Here is an 18583-nt window from a genome sequence, read left to right on the forward strand (position 1 = left end):
CGGCTCAAAACACCTCGAAATATTCGCGGTGCTCCCAGTCGGTCACCTCGGACAGGAAGCGGTCGATCTCGGCATTCTTGATGTGGGTGTAGTAATCGACGAACTCTGCACCGAGCTTTTCGCGGAAAAACGGATCGTCCTTCAGCGCGCTGACCGCGTCGCGCAGCGACTTCGGCAAGAGCGGCGCCTTGGTTTCGTAGGGTGTGTCGGCCGACGGGCCGGGATCGAGCTTGCGGTCGACACCGTCGAGGCCGGAGAGAATCTGCGAGGCCATGTAGAGATAGGGATTGGCGGCGGGCTCGCCGATGCGGTTTTCCAGGCGCGTGGCCGCATCGCCGGCAGCGCCGAGCACGCGGATCATCACGCCGCGATTGTCGCGGCCCCAGATCGCACGGTCCGGCGCCAGCGAATAGGAGCGGTAGCGCTTGTAGCCATTGATGGTCGGGGTGGTGAACGCGGTCGACGCGCGGGCGTGGTCGAGCAGGCCCGCAAGCCAGGCCCGGCCGAACGCGCTGAGCGGCTCGCCGCCCTCCTTGGCCGTTCCCTTGGCCATGAACTGGTTCTCGCCGCTCGCGCGTGAGACGACCGATTGGTGCAGATGCCAGCCGCTCGCGAACAAATTCGGCAGCTTCGGCCGGCACATGAAGGTGGCGTGATAGCCGTGGCGGTGCGCGATCTGCTTCACGGCGGAGCGGAACAGCACCATGTTGTCGGCAGGCTCCAGACCCTTCTTCGGCGCGAAGGTGAACTCGCACTGGCTCGGCCCGAATTCGACCTCGACCGAGCGCAAAGGCAATCCGAGCGCGACGATGTCACGCCGCAGGATCTCCAGCACCGGCTCCATCTGATCGAAGCGCTGCTCGGTGAGGTATTGATAGCCATGGCTGAGCAGGCTCACCGAAGGCGGCGTGCCGGGCTGGCCGGCATCTTCCGGGCGCATATGCGCGTCTTCGAGCTTGAAGATGTGGAATTCGACCTCGAGGCCCGCCACGAAATCGTGGCCGCGCGTGCCGAGCTCGTCGAGCACCTTGCGATACAGCCCGCGCGTCGCGAATGGCACGGGACGGCCGTCATTGAAATAGAGGTCGCACAGCACCCAGCCCGTGGTCGGCGCCCATGGCAAAACGCGAAAACTGGTGGGATCTGCGACCATCAGCACGTCTGCCGCGCCCTCCATCTCCTTCATGCCGAAGCCGCCGCCCGAGGTGAACACCGGAAACACCGTGCGGTGCGAGGTGTCCTTGGCGAGCATGGTGGTGGTGATGGAGCAGCCGCTCTCAAGCGACGCGATCGCCTCGGCGGCGACGATGGTCTTGCCGCGCAAAATGCCGTGCTGGTCCGGGAAGGCGAGGCGGATGACCTCGAGGTTCTTCTCCTCGACGATGCGGCGCATGCGCGATGCAGCGTCCGTCTGCTCATCCGACCACAGCGCATGACGCGCGACGAAAGTCACTTTGATTGCTCCTTGGTCGTTAGGCGCGACGCTGCTGCAACACATTCCGTCATTGCGAGCGCAGCGAAGCAATCCAGATTCCCTCCGCGGAAACAATCTGGATTGCTTCGCTGCGCTCGCAATGACGAAGGAGGCACCTGCATTCCGTGCTACTCCGCCGCCGTCAGCCGATGCACGTTGTCCGCGATCTCCTTCGGCACCGGCGCCGTCCACGGCGCGCTGCGGCGGCGCTTGACGTCGACTTCCATCCAGTAGATCTCCCAGCCTCGTGTCGGCCCGATGCCGTCCATGGTCGCCGGGCCCTGGATCGAACGTGCGGTGGCCTCGTCGAGATGCAGCATCGGCTTCTCGCCGCCTGCGACTTTCTCGATCTCCTGCCGCAGCAGGCGGCGGTATTGCACGATCGCCTTGTCGCTCGTGCCGAGGTGCTCCTTGGTGCGATCCTGGATCGCGCCCATCGATTCCACCGCCCACTGGTCGTGCACGTTGATGTCGGTGCCCATGCCGGTATAGGTCGCCGTCTGCTGCTCGTGCGGGTCGAAGCCGTAATCGTTGGTCCTGTTCTTGCGAGATTTGTAGTCCGGCAGCTCATAGAGCTCGAGCCGCTGGTCGCGCATCTTCTTCTTGTCGACCGGATTCGAATAGCTGGTGAAGATCGCGTACCAGTAGCAGTTCTCGTCGTCGACCGGCACGTGCCACTGCGTGATCGTCATCTCCGTGCTCATGGGGATGACGAAGCCGTGCGGGAAGAGCTGGTTGGTGACGCGCACATGGGTGCGCTCCTCGTCAATTTCGCGCAGCGCGATCAGCCGCAGGCCGTATTCGGTGTGCTCGACATTGATGATCGGACGATCGTATTCGCGCAAAATCTTCGTCATCGGCAAGTCGGAGCCTGCCGATGCGCCGCGGAACTGCTTGCCGTAGGCCGTCGAGGTGTCCTCGTCCTCGAAGAAGCGATGCAGATAGGAGGCATGTGCGGGATCGATGCCGACTTCGAGCGCCTGGAGCCAGTTGCAGGCCATGTGCCCCTTGAACGCGAATGTGTGCGTGCCGGGGGCGACGAAGCAATCGAGCTCGGGAAATGCCGGCGGCTCGCCTTCGCCGAGATAAGCCCAGAGGATGCCGCTCTTCTCCACCACGGGATAAGAGCGCTGACGGATGTTCTGGCAGAGCTTCGAGTCCTTCGGCTCGGCCGGGGTTTCGATGCATTGGCCGGTGGCGTCGAACAGCCAGCCATGAAAGGCGCAGCGCAGGCCGCCGTGCCCGAGCCGTCCGAAAGCGAGATCGGCGCCGCGATGCGCGCAGTGGCGATCGATCAGGCCGTAGCGCCCGGTCTCGTCGCGGAACAGAACCAGGTTTTCGCCGAGCAATCTGACGGGACGGATCGGACGATCGCCGTCGAGCTCGTCCACCAGCGCCGCCGGCTGCCAGTAGCTCCGCATCAGCTTGCCGCATGGGTCCTTCGGCCCGGTGCGGGTGATCAGGTCGTTCTGCTCCTGGCTCATCATGGCGAGTGCATCCTTTGTGGAGTGGCGTCTGTTCGCCTATTGAACGAATGGGCGAATTATGACATGCCTCGATCCGGCAGCAAGCACTTTTTTGCAGGATCCCGACACCCATGCCCAAGCTGAAACGAAGCGAGAGCGACGAGCGCGCGACGGATTTCGTCGAGAGCCTCGATCGCGGGCTGCGCCTGCTGCAATGCTTCGGCACCACGGCGGGCCCGATGACGCTGAGCGATCTCGCTCGTGCCGCGGAGCTTCCACGCGCCACCGCGCGGCGCATGCTGTTCACGCTCCAGCGCGGCGGCTTCGTCAGTGGCGACGCCAAGCTGTTCTCGCTGACGCCACATGTGCTGACACTCGCCGCGTCCTATCTGCGGTCGAGCCAGCTCGTCACGGTCCTGCAACCGGTGCTCGACCGCGTTGCGACAGCGGCGAAGGAAATCTCCTCGCTTGCGGTACTCGACGGCGATGAGGTCGTGTTCATCGCGCGCAGCAGTCCGGCGCGGATGTTTTCAGGTGGGCTGGACATCGGCTACCGGCTTCCAGCCTTTTGCACCTCCGTCGGTCGCGCCATGCTCGGCCAGCTCGACGACGCCGAGCTCGCCGCGCGACTGAAAGCGATGAAGCGCGAGGCGCTGACGCCGCAGACGGTGACCGACCCCAAGGCATTGCTCGCGCGCATCGTCGCCGACCGCGCGCAGGGTTACGCGCTGGTCGATCGCGAGGCCGAGCCGCATTTCCGCTCGATCTCGGTCCCCGTCCGCCGCTACGACGGCGTGATCGTCGCCGCCATCAACATGGGCGCCCATGTCGACCGCGTGCCGGAGCAGGAGTTGATCGAGCGATTTTTGCCGCTGTTGCGTGAGGGCGCGGAGGCGGTGCGGTCGCAACTGTTGTAGCCTGGATGGAGCGAAGCGAAATCCAGGGATATCATCGCAGGCGAGACCTTCCCGGATTACGCTGGCGCTCCATCCGGGCTACAGCGCCGCTACCGGTTGCGCATCCAATCGGCGAGGCGGGTCAGAGCGCGCTCGAGATCCTGCCGCGCGGCAGTGCCGACGACCGTCTCCTCCAGCGCGCCGCGCATGCAAAGCATCCACGCGTCGCGCTCGGCGTCGCCAATGGCAAAGCCGATGTGGCGCTGGCGCAGCCGCGGGTGGCCCTTCTCGACTGAATACAGTTTCGGGCCACCGGTCCATTCGGTGAGATAGCGCTTCAGCACATCCCTGATGAGGCCGAGGTCGTCCGCATGCATCGCGCGAATGATCTTCGCCTCCGGCAGCGTATCCATCCGCTCATAGAAACGATCGACCAGTCGATTGATCGTGGCGCTGCCGCCGATCCGCTCGAACATGGAGAGTGCGACGTCGCTATCGGCCATGGACGTTCAGACCTACAGCGCCACGCTGCGCAGCCCGAAGCTGCGCGCTTCGTTCTGCAGCACCGGACGCACCGCATCGATCAGGCGCGCGGCGGCGGCATCGACGGACAGTCCCGCCGTGTCCACCACCGCCGTCGCGCGCGCATATAGCGGCTCGCGGCTCAAGAGGATGTTGCGCAGCTCCGCCATGGCGGAGCGGTCGTCGGCCATCGGGCGCAGATCGCCCTGCCGGCGGACGCGGGCCATGTGCTCCTCGGGCTCGGCCTTCAGCCAGATCGTGTAGAACGACGACAGGATCTGGTCGAACGTCAAGGGCTCCGAGACGATGCCGCCGCCGGTCGCCAGCACCATGAGCTCGTTGCGCGCGAGCAGCTGCTGCAGCGCCGCCTGCTCCATGCGGCGAAAACCTTCCTGGCCATAGAGCGCGATGATCTCGGCGACCGAGAGGCCGTTCTGCTGTTCGACCTCCTTGTTGAGCTCGACAAAACTCCAGCCGACCTTCTTCGCCAGCATCCTGCCGAGCGTCGATTTGCCGGCGCCGCGCAGGCCGATCAGCGCGATGCCGCAGAACGGCGCGCGCCGCGGCGCGGTTGCGCTGCCGCCCGCAAGTAAATCCTTGGCTTGCGCGATCTGCGCCGGCGTCGCCTTGCGCAAGAGATCGCGAAACATCTGCCAGTCCGGGGTCGGATCGACCGAGGGAAGCAGATCTTCGAGATGCGCGCCCATAGCGTCCGAGACGCGGCGGAGCAGCACGATGGAGACATTGCCCTTGCCGCTTTCGAGCTGCGCGATGTAGCGCTCCGAAATCCCTGATACCTTGGCGAGCACCTTGCGCGACATGCCGCGCAGCGCGCGCATGGTGCGCACGCGCTGGCCGAGCTGTTCGAGAAATCGGGATTCGGCGTCGGGACTGTCGGTCATGGACTACGGATCACGGGCTTCTTGTGCGGAGGTCTTCTTTTAGGGGTGTCCTGCGGCGCGTATTAATGAAACATAGTGCCTGCTGGCATTGACAGCAAGCCGATGCGGTGTCTTTCTATGAATTATAATTCTAAATTCAGGGGAGAAGTCCGTGAGCGAGGGATCCTATAACGCGGTGACCTGGCTGCTCGACCGGAATGTCGAGGAGGGACGCGGCAACAAGCTCGCCTTCGACGACACCGTCTCACGGCTCACCTATGGCGAGCTCCAGCGCGAAACGCGGCGCGCCGCCAACATGCTGCGCCGACTCGGTGTCCGCCGCGAAGAGCGCGTGGCCATGATCATGCTGGATACTGTCGACTTCCCGCTTCTGTTCCTGGGCGCGATCCGCGCCGGTATCGTGCCGGTGCCGCTCAACACGCTGCTGACATCAGATCAATACGCCTACATCCTCGCCGATTGCCGCGCGCGCGTGCTGTTCGTTTCGGAAGCGCTCTATCCCGTCATCAAGGACGTCGTCGGCCGCATGCCGGACCTCGAGCATGTCGTGGTGTCCGGCGCCAAGCAGAACGGCCATAAGCAGCTCGCCGAGGAGATTGCGGACGAGAGCGAGCGGTTTACCACCGCTGCGACGCATCCGGACGAGCCAGCGTTCTGGCTGTACTCGTCAGGCTCGACCGGCATGCCCAAGGGCGTACGCCACATCCATTCGAACATGCAGGCGACCGCGGACACTTTTGCGAAGCAGGTGCTCGGCATCCGCGAGAACGACGTTTGTCTTTCTGCGGCAAAGCTGTTCTTCGCCTATGGCCTCGGCAATGCGTTGACCTTTCCGATGTCGGTCGGCGCCACCGTGGTTCTCAACAGCGAACGGCCGACGCCGGCGCGCATGTTCGATCTGATGAACCGCTATAATCCCTCGATCTTCTACGGCGTGCCGACCCTGTTCGCGGCGATGCTCAACGACGAGGCGATGAAGGGCGAGCGCGGCGGCAAGTCTTTGCGCATCTGCACCTCGGCCGGCGAGGCGCTGCCGGAGTCCGTCGGCAACAGCTGGAAGGCGCGCTTCGGCGTCGACATTCTCGACGGCGTCGGCTCGACCGAGCTGTTGCACATCTTCCTGTCGAACGCGCCCGGCGACATCAAATACGGCTCCTCCGGCAAACCGGTGCCGGGCTATGCGGTGCGGCTCGTCAACGAGGCCGGACAGGATGTCGCCGACGGCGAGGTCGGCGAGCTCCTGGTCGATGCGCCCTCCGCCGGCGAGGGCTACTGGAATCAGCGCCACAAGAGCCGCCGCACGTTCGAGGGACCTTGGACCCGCACCGGCGACAAATATGTCAGGGACGCCGAGGGCCGCTACACCTTCTGCGGCCGCGCCGACGACATGTTCAAGGTCTCCGGCATCTGGGTCTCGCCCTTCGAGGTCGAGAGCGCGCTGATCACGCATCCCGCCGTGCTGGAAGCTGCCGTCGTGCCCGAAGCCGATCCGGAAGGTCTGCTGAAGCCGAAGGCCTTCGTCGTGCTGCGCCCCGGCGCGACCACGACGGGCCTGCAGGAGATGCTCAAGGACCACGTCAAGCAGAAGATCGGCCCGTGGAAATATCCGCGCTGGATCGACGTGGTGGACTCGCTGCCGAAGACTGCGACGGGCAAGATCCAGCGGTTCAAGCTGCGGGACGGGACGAATTGACAACAGGTCGTCATGGCCGGGCTTGACCCGGCCATCCACGTGCGTCTGCAATTGAGGGAAGACGTGGATGCCCGGGTCAAGCCCGGGCATGACGACTGAGAGAAGAGCGACAGAACATGACCAATCTCACCCCCACCGGCTTTCTCAGCATCGATGGCGCCAGCCTCGAATACAAATGGCTGGCGCCGCAATCTGCCGATGCACCCACCATCGTCATGCTGCATGAAGGCCTCGGCTCGGTCGGGCTCTGGGGTGACTTCCCCGAGAAGCTGCACCAGGCGACCTCCGCCGGCATCTTCGTCTATTCGCGCGCGGGCTACGGCCAGTCGAGCAAGGTCGCGCTGCCGCGGCCGCTCGACTACATGCAGCGCGAGGCGCTGGACGTGCTGCCGAAGATCCTCGCTGCGATCGGCTTCAAGCGCGGCCTGCTGCTCGGCCATTCCGACGGTGCCTCGATCGCGACCATCTATGCCGGCGCGCATCAGGATCATCGCCTGAACGGCCTCGTGCTGATCGCGCCGCATTTCATCGTCGAGGACATCTCGGTGAAATCCATCGCCGCGATCAAGAGTACCTTCGAGACCACCGACCTGAAGGCAAAGCTCGCGCGCTGGCACAAGGACGTCGACCACGCCTTCTACGGCTGGAACGGCGCCTGGCTCGATCCAAAGTTCCGCGACTGGGATATCTCGGAATATCTCGCCTATATCCGCGTTCCTGTCCTGATCCTGCAGGGCGTCGACGACCAATACGGGACGCTGCGTCAGGCCGAGATCGCGCAGCAAGAATGCTATTGCCCGGTCGATTTGAAAGTCATGTCAGGCGCGGCGCATTCTCCGCATCGCGAAGCTCCGGCGGCGACGCTTGATGCGATTGAGCAATTTGCAGCAGCGGCCCTACGAGATGACATGCAACAAAATGCATGTACGAGCCGCTAAGGACTAGACGCGCGCAATAATATGCATTATTGTGCATCTAACGGTAAAACCAGGACGAACTCAAGGGTGGCCCATGGCCGGGGAAGATCGGCGCCTCGCAGGCGGCGCGACATTCATCGATTTCCAGACCGAACCGTCCCGCTACAAGCACTGGAAGCTCGCGGTCGACGGCGATGTCGCGACGCTGACCATGGACGTCGATGAGAACGGCGGCCTGTTCGAGGGCTATCTGCTCAAGCTCAACTCCTACGATCTCGGCGTCGACATCGAGCTTGCCGACGTCGTCCAGCGGCTGCGCTTCGAGCACCCCGAGGTCAAGGTCGTGGTGATGCGCTCGGCCAAGAACCGCGTGTTCTGCGCCGGCGCCAACATCCGTATGCTTGCGGGCTCGACGCATGCCCACAAGGTCAATTTCTGCAAGTTCACCAACGAGACGCGCAACGGCATGGAAGACTCGTCGGAGAATTCCGGCCAGCGCTTCATCACCGTCGTGAACGGCTCGGCCGCGGGCGGCGGCTATGAGCTCGCGCTCGCCACCGACTACATCATGCTCGCCGATGACGGCGCCTCCGCCGTCGCCTTGCCGGAAGTGCCGCTGCTCGCGGTGCTGCCGGGCACCGGCGGCCTCACGCGTGTGGTCGACAAGCGCAAGGTGCGCCGCGATCACGCCGATTTCTTCTGCACCATCGAGGAAGGCGTGAAGGGCAAGCGCGCCGTGCAATGGCGCCTGGTCGACGAGATCGCGCCGAACAGCAAACTCGAAGGCAAGGTTGCCGAGCGCGCCAGGGAATTCGCCCAGGCCTCGAAGCGCGCGGGCAGCGGCAAGGGCATCGCGCTGACGCCGCTCAAGCGCATCATCGATGAGACCAGCATCCGCTACGGCTTTGTCACCGTCGACATCGATCGCGCCGCGCGCATCGCCACGATCTCGATCAAGGCGCCTGAAGCCGCGCCGCCCGCCGACATCGACAGCATGATGGCGCAGGGTGTCGCGTTCTGGCCGCTCCAGGTCGCGCGCGAACTCGACGACGCGATCCTGCATCTGCGCATCAACGAGCTCGAGATCGCCATGCTGGTGTTCAAGAGCCATGGCGACCGCGCGCATGTGCTCGCCTGCGACGCCTTCCTCGAAGCCAACAAGACGCACTGGCTGGTCAACGAAATCAGGCACTACTGGAAGCGCGTCTTGAAGCGCATCGACGTCACCTCGCGGACGCTGGTGACGCTGGTCGAGCCCGGCTCCTGCTTCGCCGGCACGCTCGCCGAGCTCGTATTCGCTGCCGACCGCTCCTACATGCTGATCGGCACGCGCCAGGGCGACAACCGCCCGCCGCCGTCGATCGAACTCTCCGCCATGAACTTCGGCCCGTATCCGATGAGCCATGGCCTGACGCGGCTTCAATCGCGCTTCCAGGCTGATCCGTCGGATGTGGAACGCGCGGAAGCCACGATGGGCACGGCGCTGGACGCCGAGCAGGCCGAAGAGCTCGGTCTCGTCACCTTCGCGCTCGACGACATCGACTGGGACGACGAGGTCCGCGTGTTCCTGGAGGAGCGCGCCAGTTTCTCGCCCGACAGCCTCACCGGCATGGAAGCGAGCTTGCGCTTCGTCGGCCCCGAGACGATGGAATCGAAAATCTTCTCGCGCCTCACCGCGTGGCAGAACTGGATCTTCCAGCGCCCGAACGCGGTCGGCGAGGAAGGCGCGCTGCGCCGCTACGGCAGCGGCCAGAAGCCGAAATTCGATATGACCAGAGTGTAGCGAATAGGGAGTGGCGAATAGCGAATAGGGGACTTCCATTCGCCATTCGCGAGCGAACAATTCGATCACAGCGATCAAGTAAGCCAGTCCCACACGGGAGGTCCTCCATGAACATCATGAACGTCGACTACTCGACCAAGATTCCGAACAACGTCAATCTGGCCGAAGACCGCCAGGTGCTCAAGGCGCTGGAAGGCTGGCATCCCGGCTACATGGACTGGTGGAAAGACATGGGGCCGGAAGGCTTCCAGGAATCGCTGGTGTACTTGCGCACCGCTTATTCGGTCGACCCGCGCGGCTGGGCCAAATTCGACTACGTGCGGATGCCCGAGTATCGCTGGGGCATTCTCCTGGCTCCCCAGGAAGAGAACCGCGTCGTGCCGTTCGGCGAGCATTTTGGCGAGCCGGCCTGGCAGGAAGTCCCCGGTGAATATCGCGCCATGCTGCGCCGTCTGATCGTGATCCAGGGCGACACCGAGCCTGCCTCGGTCGAGCAGCAGCGCCATCTCGGCAAGACAGCGCCCTCGCTGTACGACATGCGCAATCTGTTCCAGGTCAATGTCGAGGAAGGCCGTCACCTCTGGGCGATGGTGTACCTGCTGCAAAAGTACTTTGGACGCGACGGACGTGAAGAGGCTGACGATTTGTTGCGCCGCCGCTCGGGTGACGCCGACTCGCCGCGCATGCTGGGCGCCTTCAACGAGGCGACGCCGGACTGGCTGTCCTTCTTCATGTTCACCTATTTCACCGATCGCGACGGCAAGATGCAGCTGCACTCGCTGGCGCAGTCCGGCTTCGATCCCTTGTCGCGCACCTGCCGCTTCATGCTGACGGAGGAAGCGCACCACATGTTCGTCGGCGAGACCGGTATCACCCGTGTCGTGCAGCGCACCTGCGATGCGATGCGGGAAGCCGGTATCACCGATCCCACCGACATCGCAAAGGTCCGCGCGCTCGGTGTGATCGATCTGCCGACCATCCAGAAGAAGCTGAACCTGCACTATACGCTGTCGCTCGATCTGTTTGGCTCGGAAGTCTCGACCAACGCGGCGAACGCCTTCAACACCGGCATCAAGGGTCGCTATCACGAGACCCAGATCGACGACGATCATCAGCTCAAGAACGCCACCTATCCGGTGCTGAAGTTCATCGACGGCGAGATCAAACTGGTGGACGAGCCGGCGTTGACCGCGCTCAACATGCGTCTGCGCGACGATTACAGCCAGGATTGCGTCAAGGGCATGCTGCGCTGGAACAAGGTGATCTCGACCGCGGGCTACCAGTTTGAGCTCAAGCTGCCCAACGTCGCCTTCCATCGCCATATCGGCGAGTTCAAGGGCATCCACGCGACGCCGGATGGTCTGTTGATCGATGACGCAAATTGGGCCCGGCGCAAGGACGAATGGCTGCCCTCCACCGCGGACGGCGACTTCATCACCTCGCTGATGCAGCCCGTCACCGAGACCGGCCAGTTCGCCTCCTGGATCTCGCCGCCGAAAGTCGGCATCGACAACAAGCCCGGCGATTTCGAGTATGTGAGGATCGAGTCGTAGGAGCTGGTTCTCTGCCGGCTGATACACGCGAGGGAGCGCAAAGCCTCCCATGTCGTCCCGGCGAAAGCCGGGACCCATAACCACAGGGAGAAGTTTGGCGGCGGGCTAGTTGTTCGGTACTCCTACCAACCGCAACCGATAGATCACGCGGTATGGGTCCCGGCCTGCGCCGGGACGACGCCGGAATTTGAGGCGCGGGCCGTTGCCTCAACTATCCCACCCGCTCCCCTTGATCCCCGGGTTCGCATAAACAATGCCACCATCCACCGCGATGGTCGCGCCAACCACATAGTCCCCCGCGCGCGAGGCGAGATAGATCGCAGCGCCCGCCATGTCCTCGTCGGTGCCGATGCGGCCCGCAGGCACGCGGGTCGAGACTTCGTCGGCATGATCGCGTGCGGCGCGGTTCATGTCGGATTTGAACGGGCCCGGCGCGATCGCGGTGACCACGACGTGGTCGCCGATCAGCTTCACGGCCATGCGCCGCGTCAAATGGATCAGCCCCGCCTTGCTTGCCGCGTAAGAATAGGTCTCGCCCGGATTGACGAAGATGCCGTCGATCGAGGCGATGTTGATCACTTTCGCCGGCCGCTCTGCTGATGCCGCCGCGCGCAGCGTGGGCGCCAGCGCCTTGGTCAGGAAGAACGGCGCCTTGACATTGAGGTTCATCACCTTGTCCCAGCCGCTCTCCGGAAACTCGTCGAACTCCGCGCCCCAGGCCGCGCCCGCATTGTTGACGAGGATGTCGAGTTTTGGCTCGCGCTTTCCGAATTCGCTCGCAAGCAGCTCGGCGCCGGCCAGCGTCGAGATGTCGATCGGCAACGCGATGCATTCGCCGTCATACTGCGCGGAGAGCTCGTTCGCGGTCGCTTCGCAAGGCCCGGCCTTGCGCGCGGTGATGTAGACCTTCGCAGCCCCTGCGCTGAGAAATCCCGCCGCGATCATCTTGCCGATGCCGCGCGAACCGCCGGTCACCAGCGCGACACGGCCTTTGAGCGAGAACAGATCGTCGAACATGGTGCCTCCCTTTGTTGGCGACGTTTTGAGCGCGGGCGGGGAGGGGAGTCAAGGAAAGCGCTGCATCGTCGTCCTGGCGAAAGCCAGGACCCATTACCCCAAGAAAGAGTTGTTTGAATGAGCTGCGGCCCGAGCGCGTCGCAAAATGGACAGCGGTGGTAATGGGTCCTGGCTTTCGCCAGGACGACGTCCGAGTTCGGGCAGCGAAGACGGAGAGATTTAAGCCGCCGCGATCCTGCGGAAGCCGTTCCACATCGCGGTCGCGGCGCCCGAGGTCAGCACCGGCAGAATCCGCGTGTCCTGGTAATTGCCGTTGAGCGAGACCCGTGGCAGCGCGGTCATGTGGCCGGCGTTTTCGGCGAACAGCATTCCGGGCCGCGTCGTCACCGCAGTCTTGAAGCCGGCGGACGCAGCGAGCACGAATTCACGCTCTCCCGCCGCCTCGCGATCGCCATAGGGATAGGCAAGATGTTGAACGTTGCGGCCGAGCGCCTGCTCGATTCGCGCGCGGCTTACGGCCATCTCCTGCGTGGCGATCTCTTCGCTTTGCTTGGCGAGATTGCAATGGCTGATGGAATGCGCGCCGATCGTGACAAGGGGATCGGCGGCAAATGTCTTCACCTCGTCCCAGGACAGGCAGAGGCTGCGGCACAGCGCGGCCATATCGACGCCGTACTTCGTGCAGAGCGCCTCGATCTCGCGCTTGAGATCGTGCTCGCCGGGCAGTGCGCGCAACCAGTCGTGCAGGCGGTCGAACGCCACCTGCTTGGCGGCTGGCGTCGTGGCATCGAGCCGCAGCGCGGCATTACCGATTGTCACCTCGATCTGCTCGGCCTTGGCGATCACGGCCTCCAGCGCCTCCCACCACAGCCGACCCGTGCCCTCCGCGAAATCGCTGGCGACATAGACCGCCAGAGGCGCGTCAAATTCGCGCAGAATCGGCAGCGCAAAATCGAGATTGTCGCGATAGCCATCGTCGAGCGTGAAGGCGGCGAAGCGCCGGTCGAACCGGCGCCGCACCAGCCGCTCATGCAGCTCGTCCATGCTGACGATGTCGATCTCGCGCGAGCGCAGATGGCACAGTGTCGCGCGCAGAAATTCGGGGGTGACTTCGAGATGCCTGTTCGGCTGGAACGCCGCGTCGCGGGCCGGCCGCACGTGATGCAGCATGAAAATGGCGCCGACGCCCGACAAAAGCGGGCGCAACAGGTGGTGGGCGCCGCTGAAATAGAGTGCTTCCAGCCCGGCGCGGATGACGTTGTTACGAAGTTGTTTCATGACCCGCTGGCGGACTTTGGCATTCCGTCTTCAACTTACGGAAGAACCCTTGAAGAAAAAGTTATTCCAATTGTCCACGCCCGGCCTTCGGAAGGGCGTCATTTCCGGTTTGACAGCCCGCCAAGGGTTTGTTTTGTCTCCGGTTCCAGAGTTCGGGTCGTCGAATGCAGAAGCTTTTCAGGTGGGCCAGCAAATGGTGGCCAGGGCTGATTCCCCTGGCCGTCATGTGGGGATTTGCGGCCTGGAATAATACTTCGCCGGTCGAGGCGGACCTTTCCGCCCGCAGCTCGGCGGCGCTAAAGGATACCGTTCTGGACAAGACCCGGATCGCAGTGGACGGCCGCGACGTCAGCCTGGCTGCGGACGCGTTTTCCGAGGAGGGTCGCCGCGACGCTGTGGTGGCTGTCGAGACCGTGCCCGGCGTGCGCCTGGTCGACGACCGGACCCGCCTCGTTCCCGAGGCAAAGCCCTTCGTCTGGAACGCCGAACGGGACGTGGTGCGGGTGACGCTGTCGGGCTCCGCGCCCCTGCCATCGATGAAGGGCCGGCTGACCGAGGCGGCCCGCAAGGAGGTCGCCGGTACAGAGGTGGCCGATCAGATGGGGCTGGCGCGCGGCGCACCGCCGCGGTTCGAGGCGGCTGCGATGCTGCTGCTCGACCAGATCGGCAAGCTCAAGGACGGCAAGATCACGATCACAGACACCAAGGTCACTCTGTCGGGGATGGCGCGCGATCTCGGCGGCCGCGAAGCGGTCGTAGCTGCGCTGAAAAACCTGCCCGAGGGCTTTTCGATCGCCGCCAACGACGTCAAGGCGCCGCCTTACGTCTTCCAGGCCTACAAGGATCCGGTGGCCGCGACGGTGACGCTGACCGGCTATGTTCCCGACAACAACGTCCACGCGGCCATCGCCACTAGCGCGTCCCGGAAATTCTTCAACGAAAAGGTCGTCGACAATCTCAAGGCCAGCGTCGGCGCGCCCGGCTCCTTCAGCCCCGCCGTGGTCGCAGCGCTCGGCGCGCTGTCGCGCCTGTCGACCGGCACGCTGGTCGTGTCCGACCGCGAGGTGAAGCTGTCGGGCGATGCGCTGTATGAAGGTGCCGCCAACGACATCCGCGCAGGCCTCGGCAAGGATTTCCCGAAGAACTGGCAGTACAAGCCGGAAATCACGGTGAAACCCGCGGCCGGCCCGGTCGACGGCACCGTGTGCCAGCAATTGTTCTCGGAGCTCTTGGCCAAGGCCAAGATTCGTTTCGCGGCGAAGCGCGCCGACATCGATCCGGATTCCGCCGGCATTCTCGATCATCTGATCGAGACGGCACTGCGATGCCCCACCACCAATATCGAGGTCGCCGGGCATACCGATGCCGACGGCGAGGATTCCTCCAACCAGGCACTCTCGGAGAAGCGCGCGCAGGCGGTGATCGACTATCTGGTCAAGGCCGGCCTGCCTGCCGGTCGCTTCACCGCTGTCGGCTACGGCAGCACGCAGCCGGTCGCCACCAATGACAGCGAAGACGCCAAGGCGCAGAACCGCCGCATCGAATTTCTGGTGAGGTGACGATGCCCTATCTCGTCTCGTTCCATCTGGGCTGGCTGATAGGCTCGCTGCTGCTCGGCTTCTGCATGGGCTGGATCTCGGTGGTCCAACGCGGCAACGGCACCTCGAAGGTGACCGCGCGCTGGCTCGCCGTGCTTGCTGCCGGCCTGGTCGCGGCCTCGTTCGCGCATGTGGTCCCCGGCCGCTTCGGCTACTGGCTCGACCTCGGCCTGATCATGTTCGCCTGCTATCTCGTCGGCGGCGCCATCGGCGCCTGGCTGCGCGACCGGGTGGTTGCGCGCAGCATGCCGCCGGCCTGAGCGGCTGAGCTGAGGGGCAAACGCGCTCATCACTTGCGCCACCATCAGATTGCCAGGGAGTCGAGTGGTGTTTGACATTAATACGTACGTACGTATTATGAAGTCATGCCAAAGCCATCGCTCAAAGACGCCATCATCGACGCCGGCCTCAATGTCATGTTCCGCACCGGCTATCACGGCACCAGCGTGCGCGATGTAACCACCGCCGCCGGCGCGCCGCAGGGGTCCTTCACCAACCATTTCCGCTCCAAGGAGGCGTTCGCCTCCGAGGTGCTCGACCGCTATTTCGACATCACCAGGGGCTTGGTCGCGGAGGCATTGCAGGATGTTTCGCTGAGCCCCCGCGCGCGGCTCAAGCGCTACCTCGACATCATCACGGGCAGGCTGGAAGCCGACGGCTTTGGTCGCGGCTGCCTGATCGGCGATCTCAGTCTGGAAGCGACCGGCAGCAGCGAGATGCTGCGCGTGCGCCTCGCCGACATCTTTGCCGAATGGCGCGTGCCGTTCGCCGCCTGCATCGCCGAGGCGCAGACCCGCGGCGAGATCGCATCCGATTTCGAGCCTGAGGAGCTCGCCGACTTCCTGCTCGCGTCCTGGCAGGGCGCGATCCTGCGCATGAAGGTCGACCGCAATCCGAAAGCGCTCGAACGTTTCAAGACTATCGCATTCCAAACCGTGTTCAAGGAGCTGACATGACCAAGCAGATCGAGATCAAGATTCGCAAAGCGTCCGTCCTCGGAAGCAGCATGGCTTATCGTGAGACGGGCGCGCAGAACGCGCCGGTCGCGCTCTTCCTGCACGGCAATCCGACTTCCTCGCACATCTGGCGCAACATCATGCCCTTGGTGTCACCGGTCGCGCATTGCCTCGCGCCCGACAACGTCGGCTTCGGTCAGTCCGACAAGCCCGACATCGCCTACCGCTTCTTTGACCACGTCCGCTATCTCGATGCCTTCATCGAACAGCGCGGTATCACGTCGGCCTATCTCATCGCGCAGGATTGGGGCACGGCGCTCGCATTTCATCTTGCGGCGCGCCGACCGGATTTCGTGCGCGGCGTCGCCTTCATGGAGTTCATCCGTCCGATGCCGACCTGGCAGGACTTCCACTACACCGAGGTTGCCGCAGAGCAGGAGCATGCCGAGGCGGCACGGGCGGCCTTCCGCAAATTCAGGACGCCGGGCGAGGGCGAGGCGATGATCCTCAAGGCGAATGCTTTCGTCGAGCGCGTGCTCCCCGGCGGCATCGTCCGCAAGCTCAGCGACGACGAGATGGCGCCCTATCGCGCGCCGTTCCCGACACCGGAGAGCCGCCGGCCCGTTCTTGCGCTTCCGCGCGAACTGCCGATCGCAGGCGAGCCTGCTGACGTCTATGGCGCGCTCCAATCCGCGCATGCGGCGCTGGCCGCGTCGTCCTATCCAAAACTCTTGTTCACGGCCGAGCCTGGAGCTCTGGTCGCGCCGGAATTTGCCGAACGGTTTGCAGCCTCCCTGAAGCACTGCGCGCTGGTTCGTCTCGGCGCCGGCCGGCATTTCCTCCAGGAGGATCACCCCGAGGCGATCGGGCGCTCCGTGGCCGGCTGGATCGCGGGGATCGAGGCGGTGCGCCCGCAGCTTGCGGCCTGAGCAGATCGCTACCTCCGAACGACATGCTCATCGCGGCCGCTGGCGGGCGGCCGCGATGACGTCTGTGATGTCGCAGTGCAACCGGATGGATCGGGTGCGAGGCGTCGGCCACGTAATCGTGCGGGCCGCAGCGGCCTCGCGCCGCGCCGCCCCTCTTTCAACAGGGGAATCCGGCCCATAGATTGACGTCGGCTTAAGTCGTGACGGAACATTGTGCGGTCGAAATCATCAAAACTTCATGGCCACTGCGCAGGATTGCCATGGAGATTCGCGTCAGTCTTGCCGCCGAAAGCGCCAAACCGTGCATCAGGAGCCCGCAACCGTGCCTAAAATATTGAAGGCACGAGTTTTTGTTCGAATTGCCGAATTCCACTCCGCCCGGAAACGCGCTAGTGGAGAGATAGTAGGTATGCGCGATGCCGGGACCCGCAGCGAGGGTTGGTCGGGTGCCTGCGTGTCGTTCGCCTGTTCGCCGGCCACCCTGGCCGCTGAAGCGTTGTTCGAGGTTTAGATGCTGGAAGCCATACGCAGGGCGATGTCGTTTCTGCGCCAGAAGCAAATCCTGCATAAGCTTGGAGTTGTGATCAGCGTCGCGGTCATCGGCATCGCTTGCTATGTGCTCTACCACATGCTGCGCGGCATCGATGTCAACGAAGTCCTCGAAGCGATCAAGAGCACCGAGCCGAGCCAGATTGCGATGGCGGCGCTGTTCGTCGCCGCGGGCTATTTCACGCTGACCTTCTACGACCTGTTCGCCGTGCGCGCGATCGGCCACGCCCACGTGCCCTATCGGATCAACGCGCTCGCCGCCTTCACCAGCTATTCGATCGGCCACAATGTCGGCGCCAGCGTCTTCACCGGCGGCGCGGTGCGCTACCGCATCTATTCTGCTTACGGCCTGAACGCGATCGACGTCGCAAAAATCTGCTTCCTCGCCGGCCTGACCTTCTGGCTCGGCAATGCCGCGGTGCTGGGCCTCGGCATCTCCTATCATCCGGAGGCTGCGGCCTCGATTGACCAGCTTCCGGCCTGGCTGAACCGGACGCTGGCGATGATGATCATCGTCGGGCTGGTCGCTTACGTGGTCTGGGTCTGGACCCAGCCGCGGATGGTCGGCCGCGGGCCCTGGACCGTGATGCTGCCGGGCGGTCCGCTGACGCTGCTCCAGATCGCGATCGGCATCATCGATCTCGGCTTCTGCGCGCTCGCGATGTACGTGCTGGTCCCGGACGAGCCCAATCTCGGCTTCGTGGTGGTCGCGGTGATCTTCGTCTCGGCCACGCTGCTCGGCTTTGCCAGCCATTCGCCCGGAGGCCTTGGCGTGTTCGACGCGGCCATGCTGGTCGGTCTCTGGCAGATGGATCGCGAGGAGCTGCTGGGCGGGATGCTGCTGTTCCGCGTCCTCTATTATCTGTCCCCTTTCGTCATATCTGTAATCTTGCTGACGTTTCGCGAAGTTATCATCGGCGCACGATCGAAACGCCTGCAGCAGGCCGCGCTCAAGCTTGACCCCGGCCCCGCGCCTGAAGCCGCTTACGTGAGAAAGCGCAGCGACAGCGGCGCCTGACCGGCGCAAGATCCTTTTGGAGAAGCCCGCCC

The 18583-nt window shown here is 64.1% G+C and carries 16 protein-coding genes; 10 read left to right on the forward strand and 6 right to left on the reverse strand.

Annotation, left to right across the window (positions count from 1 at the left end; translation table 11 throughout):
- Positions 1-4 precede the first annotated feature (4 nt).
- Both ABIC03_RS31630 and ABIC03_RS31635 read right to left on the reverse strand, forming a co-directional pair.
- Positions 5-1453, reverse strand: a complete 1449-nt coding sequence (locus tag ABIC03_RS31630; protein ID WP_354063930.1) for a glutamine synthetase family protein — start codon at positions 1451-1453, stop codon at positions 5-7.
- A gap of 149 nt (positions 1454-1602) precedes the next feature.
- Positions 1603-2961, reverse strand: coding sequence for an aromatic ring-hydroxylating dioxygenase subunit alpha (locus ABIC03_RS31635; RefSeq protein ID WP_354063932.1), 1359 nt, complete (start codon positions 2959-2961; stop codon positions 1603-1605).
- 110 nt (positions 2962-3071) lie between these two features.
- On the opposite strand from ABIC03_RS31635, the gene ABIC03_RS31640 reads away from it, so the two are divergent.
- On the forward strand, positions 3072-3857 hold the full coding sequence (locus ABIC03_RS31640; protein ID WP_354063934.1) for an IclR family transcriptional regulator domain-containing protein: 786 nt from the start codon (positions 3072-3074) through the stop codon (positions 3855-3857).
- A gap of 89 nt (positions 3858-3946) precedes the next feature.
- Here the strand turns inward: ABIC03_RS31640 and ABIC03_RS31645 are convergent, their stop codons facing one another.
- Together ABIC03_RS31645 and ABIC03_RS31650 are read right to left on the reverse strand one after the other, a co-directional pair.
- Positions 3947-4339: a group II truncated hemoglobin gene (locus ABIC03_RS31645; protein WP_354063936.1), complete on the reverse strand. Its 393-nt coding sequence runs from the start codon at positions 4337-4339 to the stop codon at positions 3947-3949.
- Positions 4340-4351: 12 nt separating this feature from the next.
- A complete protein-coding gene (locus tag ABIC03_RS31650; protein WP_354063938.1) occupies positions 4352-5260 on the reverse strand; it encodes a helix-turn-helix transcriptional regulator in 909 nt (302 codons plus the stop codon).
- Positions 5261-5411: 151 nt separating this feature from the next.
- Between ABIC03_RS31650 and ABIC03_RS31655 the strand changes: the two genes are divergently transcribed.
- The 4 genes from ABIC03_RS31655 to boxB all read left to right on the forward strand — a co-directional run bounded on the left by ABIC03_RS31655 (position 5412) and on the right by boxB (position 11206).
- Positions 5412-6953 carry a benzoate-CoA ligase family protein gene (locus ABIC03_RS31655; RefSeq protein WP_354063940.1) on the forward strand — a complete coding sequence of 514 codons (1542 nt, stop codon included), beginning with the start codon at positions 5412-5414 and terminating at the stop codon, positions 6951-6953.
- Between the two features lie 116 nt (positions 6954-7069).
- A complete protein-coding gene (locus ABIC03_RS31660; protein WP_275168460.1) occupies positions 7070-7891 on the forward strand; it encodes an alpha/beta fold hydrolase in 822 nt (273 codons plus the stop codon).
- 73 nt (positions 7892-7964) lie between these two features.
- Positions 7965-9653, forward strand: a complete 1689-nt coding sequence (boxC, locus tag ABIC03_RS31665) for a 2,3-epoxybenzoyl-CoA dihydrolase (protein WP_275168459.1) — start codon at positions 7965-7967, stop codon at positions 9651-9653.
- Between the two features lie 116 nt (positions 9654-9769).
- Positions 9770-11206, forward strand: coding sequence for a benzoyl-CoA 2,3-epoxidase subunit BoxB (gene boxB / locus ABIC03_RS31670; RefSeq protein ID WP_354064151.1), 1437 nt, complete (start codon positions 9770-9772; stop codon positions 11204-11206).
- A 207-nt stretch (positions 11207-11413) separates the two neighbouring features.
- On the opposite strand, the gene ABIC03_RS31675 is transcribed toward boxB, so the two are convergent.
- Complete coding sequence (locus ABIC03_RS31675) at positions 11414-12223, reverse strand: SDR family oxidoreductase (RefSeq protein WP_354063943.1); 810 nt, start codon at positions 12221-12223, stop codon at positions 11414-11416.
- Between the two features lie 219 nt (positions 12224-12442).
- The gene (locus tag ABIC03_RS31680) at positions 12443-13501 is read right to left on the reverse strand and encodes a polysaccharide deacetylase family protein (protein WP_354063945.1); all 1059 of its coding nucleotides are present in this window, start codon (positions 13499-13501) and stop codon (positions 12443-12445) included.
- Between the two features lie 164 nt (positions 13502-13665).
- Here ABIC03_RS31680 and ABIC03_RS31685 point away from each other — a divergent pair, with 164 nt between their 5' ends.
- The 5 genes from ABIC03_RS31685 (at position 13666) to ABIC03_RS31705 (ending at position 18551) form a co-directional block, all read left to right on the forward strand.
- Positions 13666-15060, forward strand: coding sequence for an OmpA family protein (locus ABIC03_RS31685; protein ID WP_354063947.1), 1395 nt, complete (start codon positions 13666-13668; stop codon positions 15058-15060).
- Between the two features lie 2 nt (positions 15061-15062).
- Entirely contained in the window at positions 15063-15359 is a 297-nt protein-coding gene (locus ABIC03_RS31690; protein WP_275168455.1) for a hypothetical protein, read from the forward strand.
- Positions 15360-15464: 105 nt separating this feature from the next.
- Positions 15465-16055, forward strand: a complete 591-nt coding sequence (locus tag ABIC03_RS31695) for a TetR/AcrR family transcriptional regulator (protein WP_354063949.1) — start codon at positions 15465-15467, stop codon at positions 16053-16055.
- Positions 16052-16984, forward strand: coding sequence for a haloalkane dehalogenase (locus ABIC03_RS31700; RefSeq protein WP_354063951.1), 933 nt, complete (start codon positions 16052-16054; stop codon positions 16982-16984). The genes ABIC03_RS31695 and ABIC03_RS31700 overlap by 4 nt, the downstream gene beginning before the upstream one ends.
- A 511-nt stretch (positions 16985-17495) precedes the next feature.
- Complete coding sequence (locus ABIC03_RS31705; RefSeq protein WP_275168452.1) at positions 17496-18551, forward strand: lysylphosphatidylglycerol synthase domain-containing protein; 1056 nt, start codon at positions 17496-17498, stop codon at positions 18549-18551.
- The last annotated feature ends 32 nt before the right edge of the window (positions 18552-18583 follow it).

Source organism: Bradyrhizobium sp. RT6a (genome assembly GCF_040547675.1).
Classification (GTDB): Bacteria; Pseudomonadota; Alphaproteobacteria; order Rhizobiales; family Xanthobacteraceae; genus Bradyrhizobium.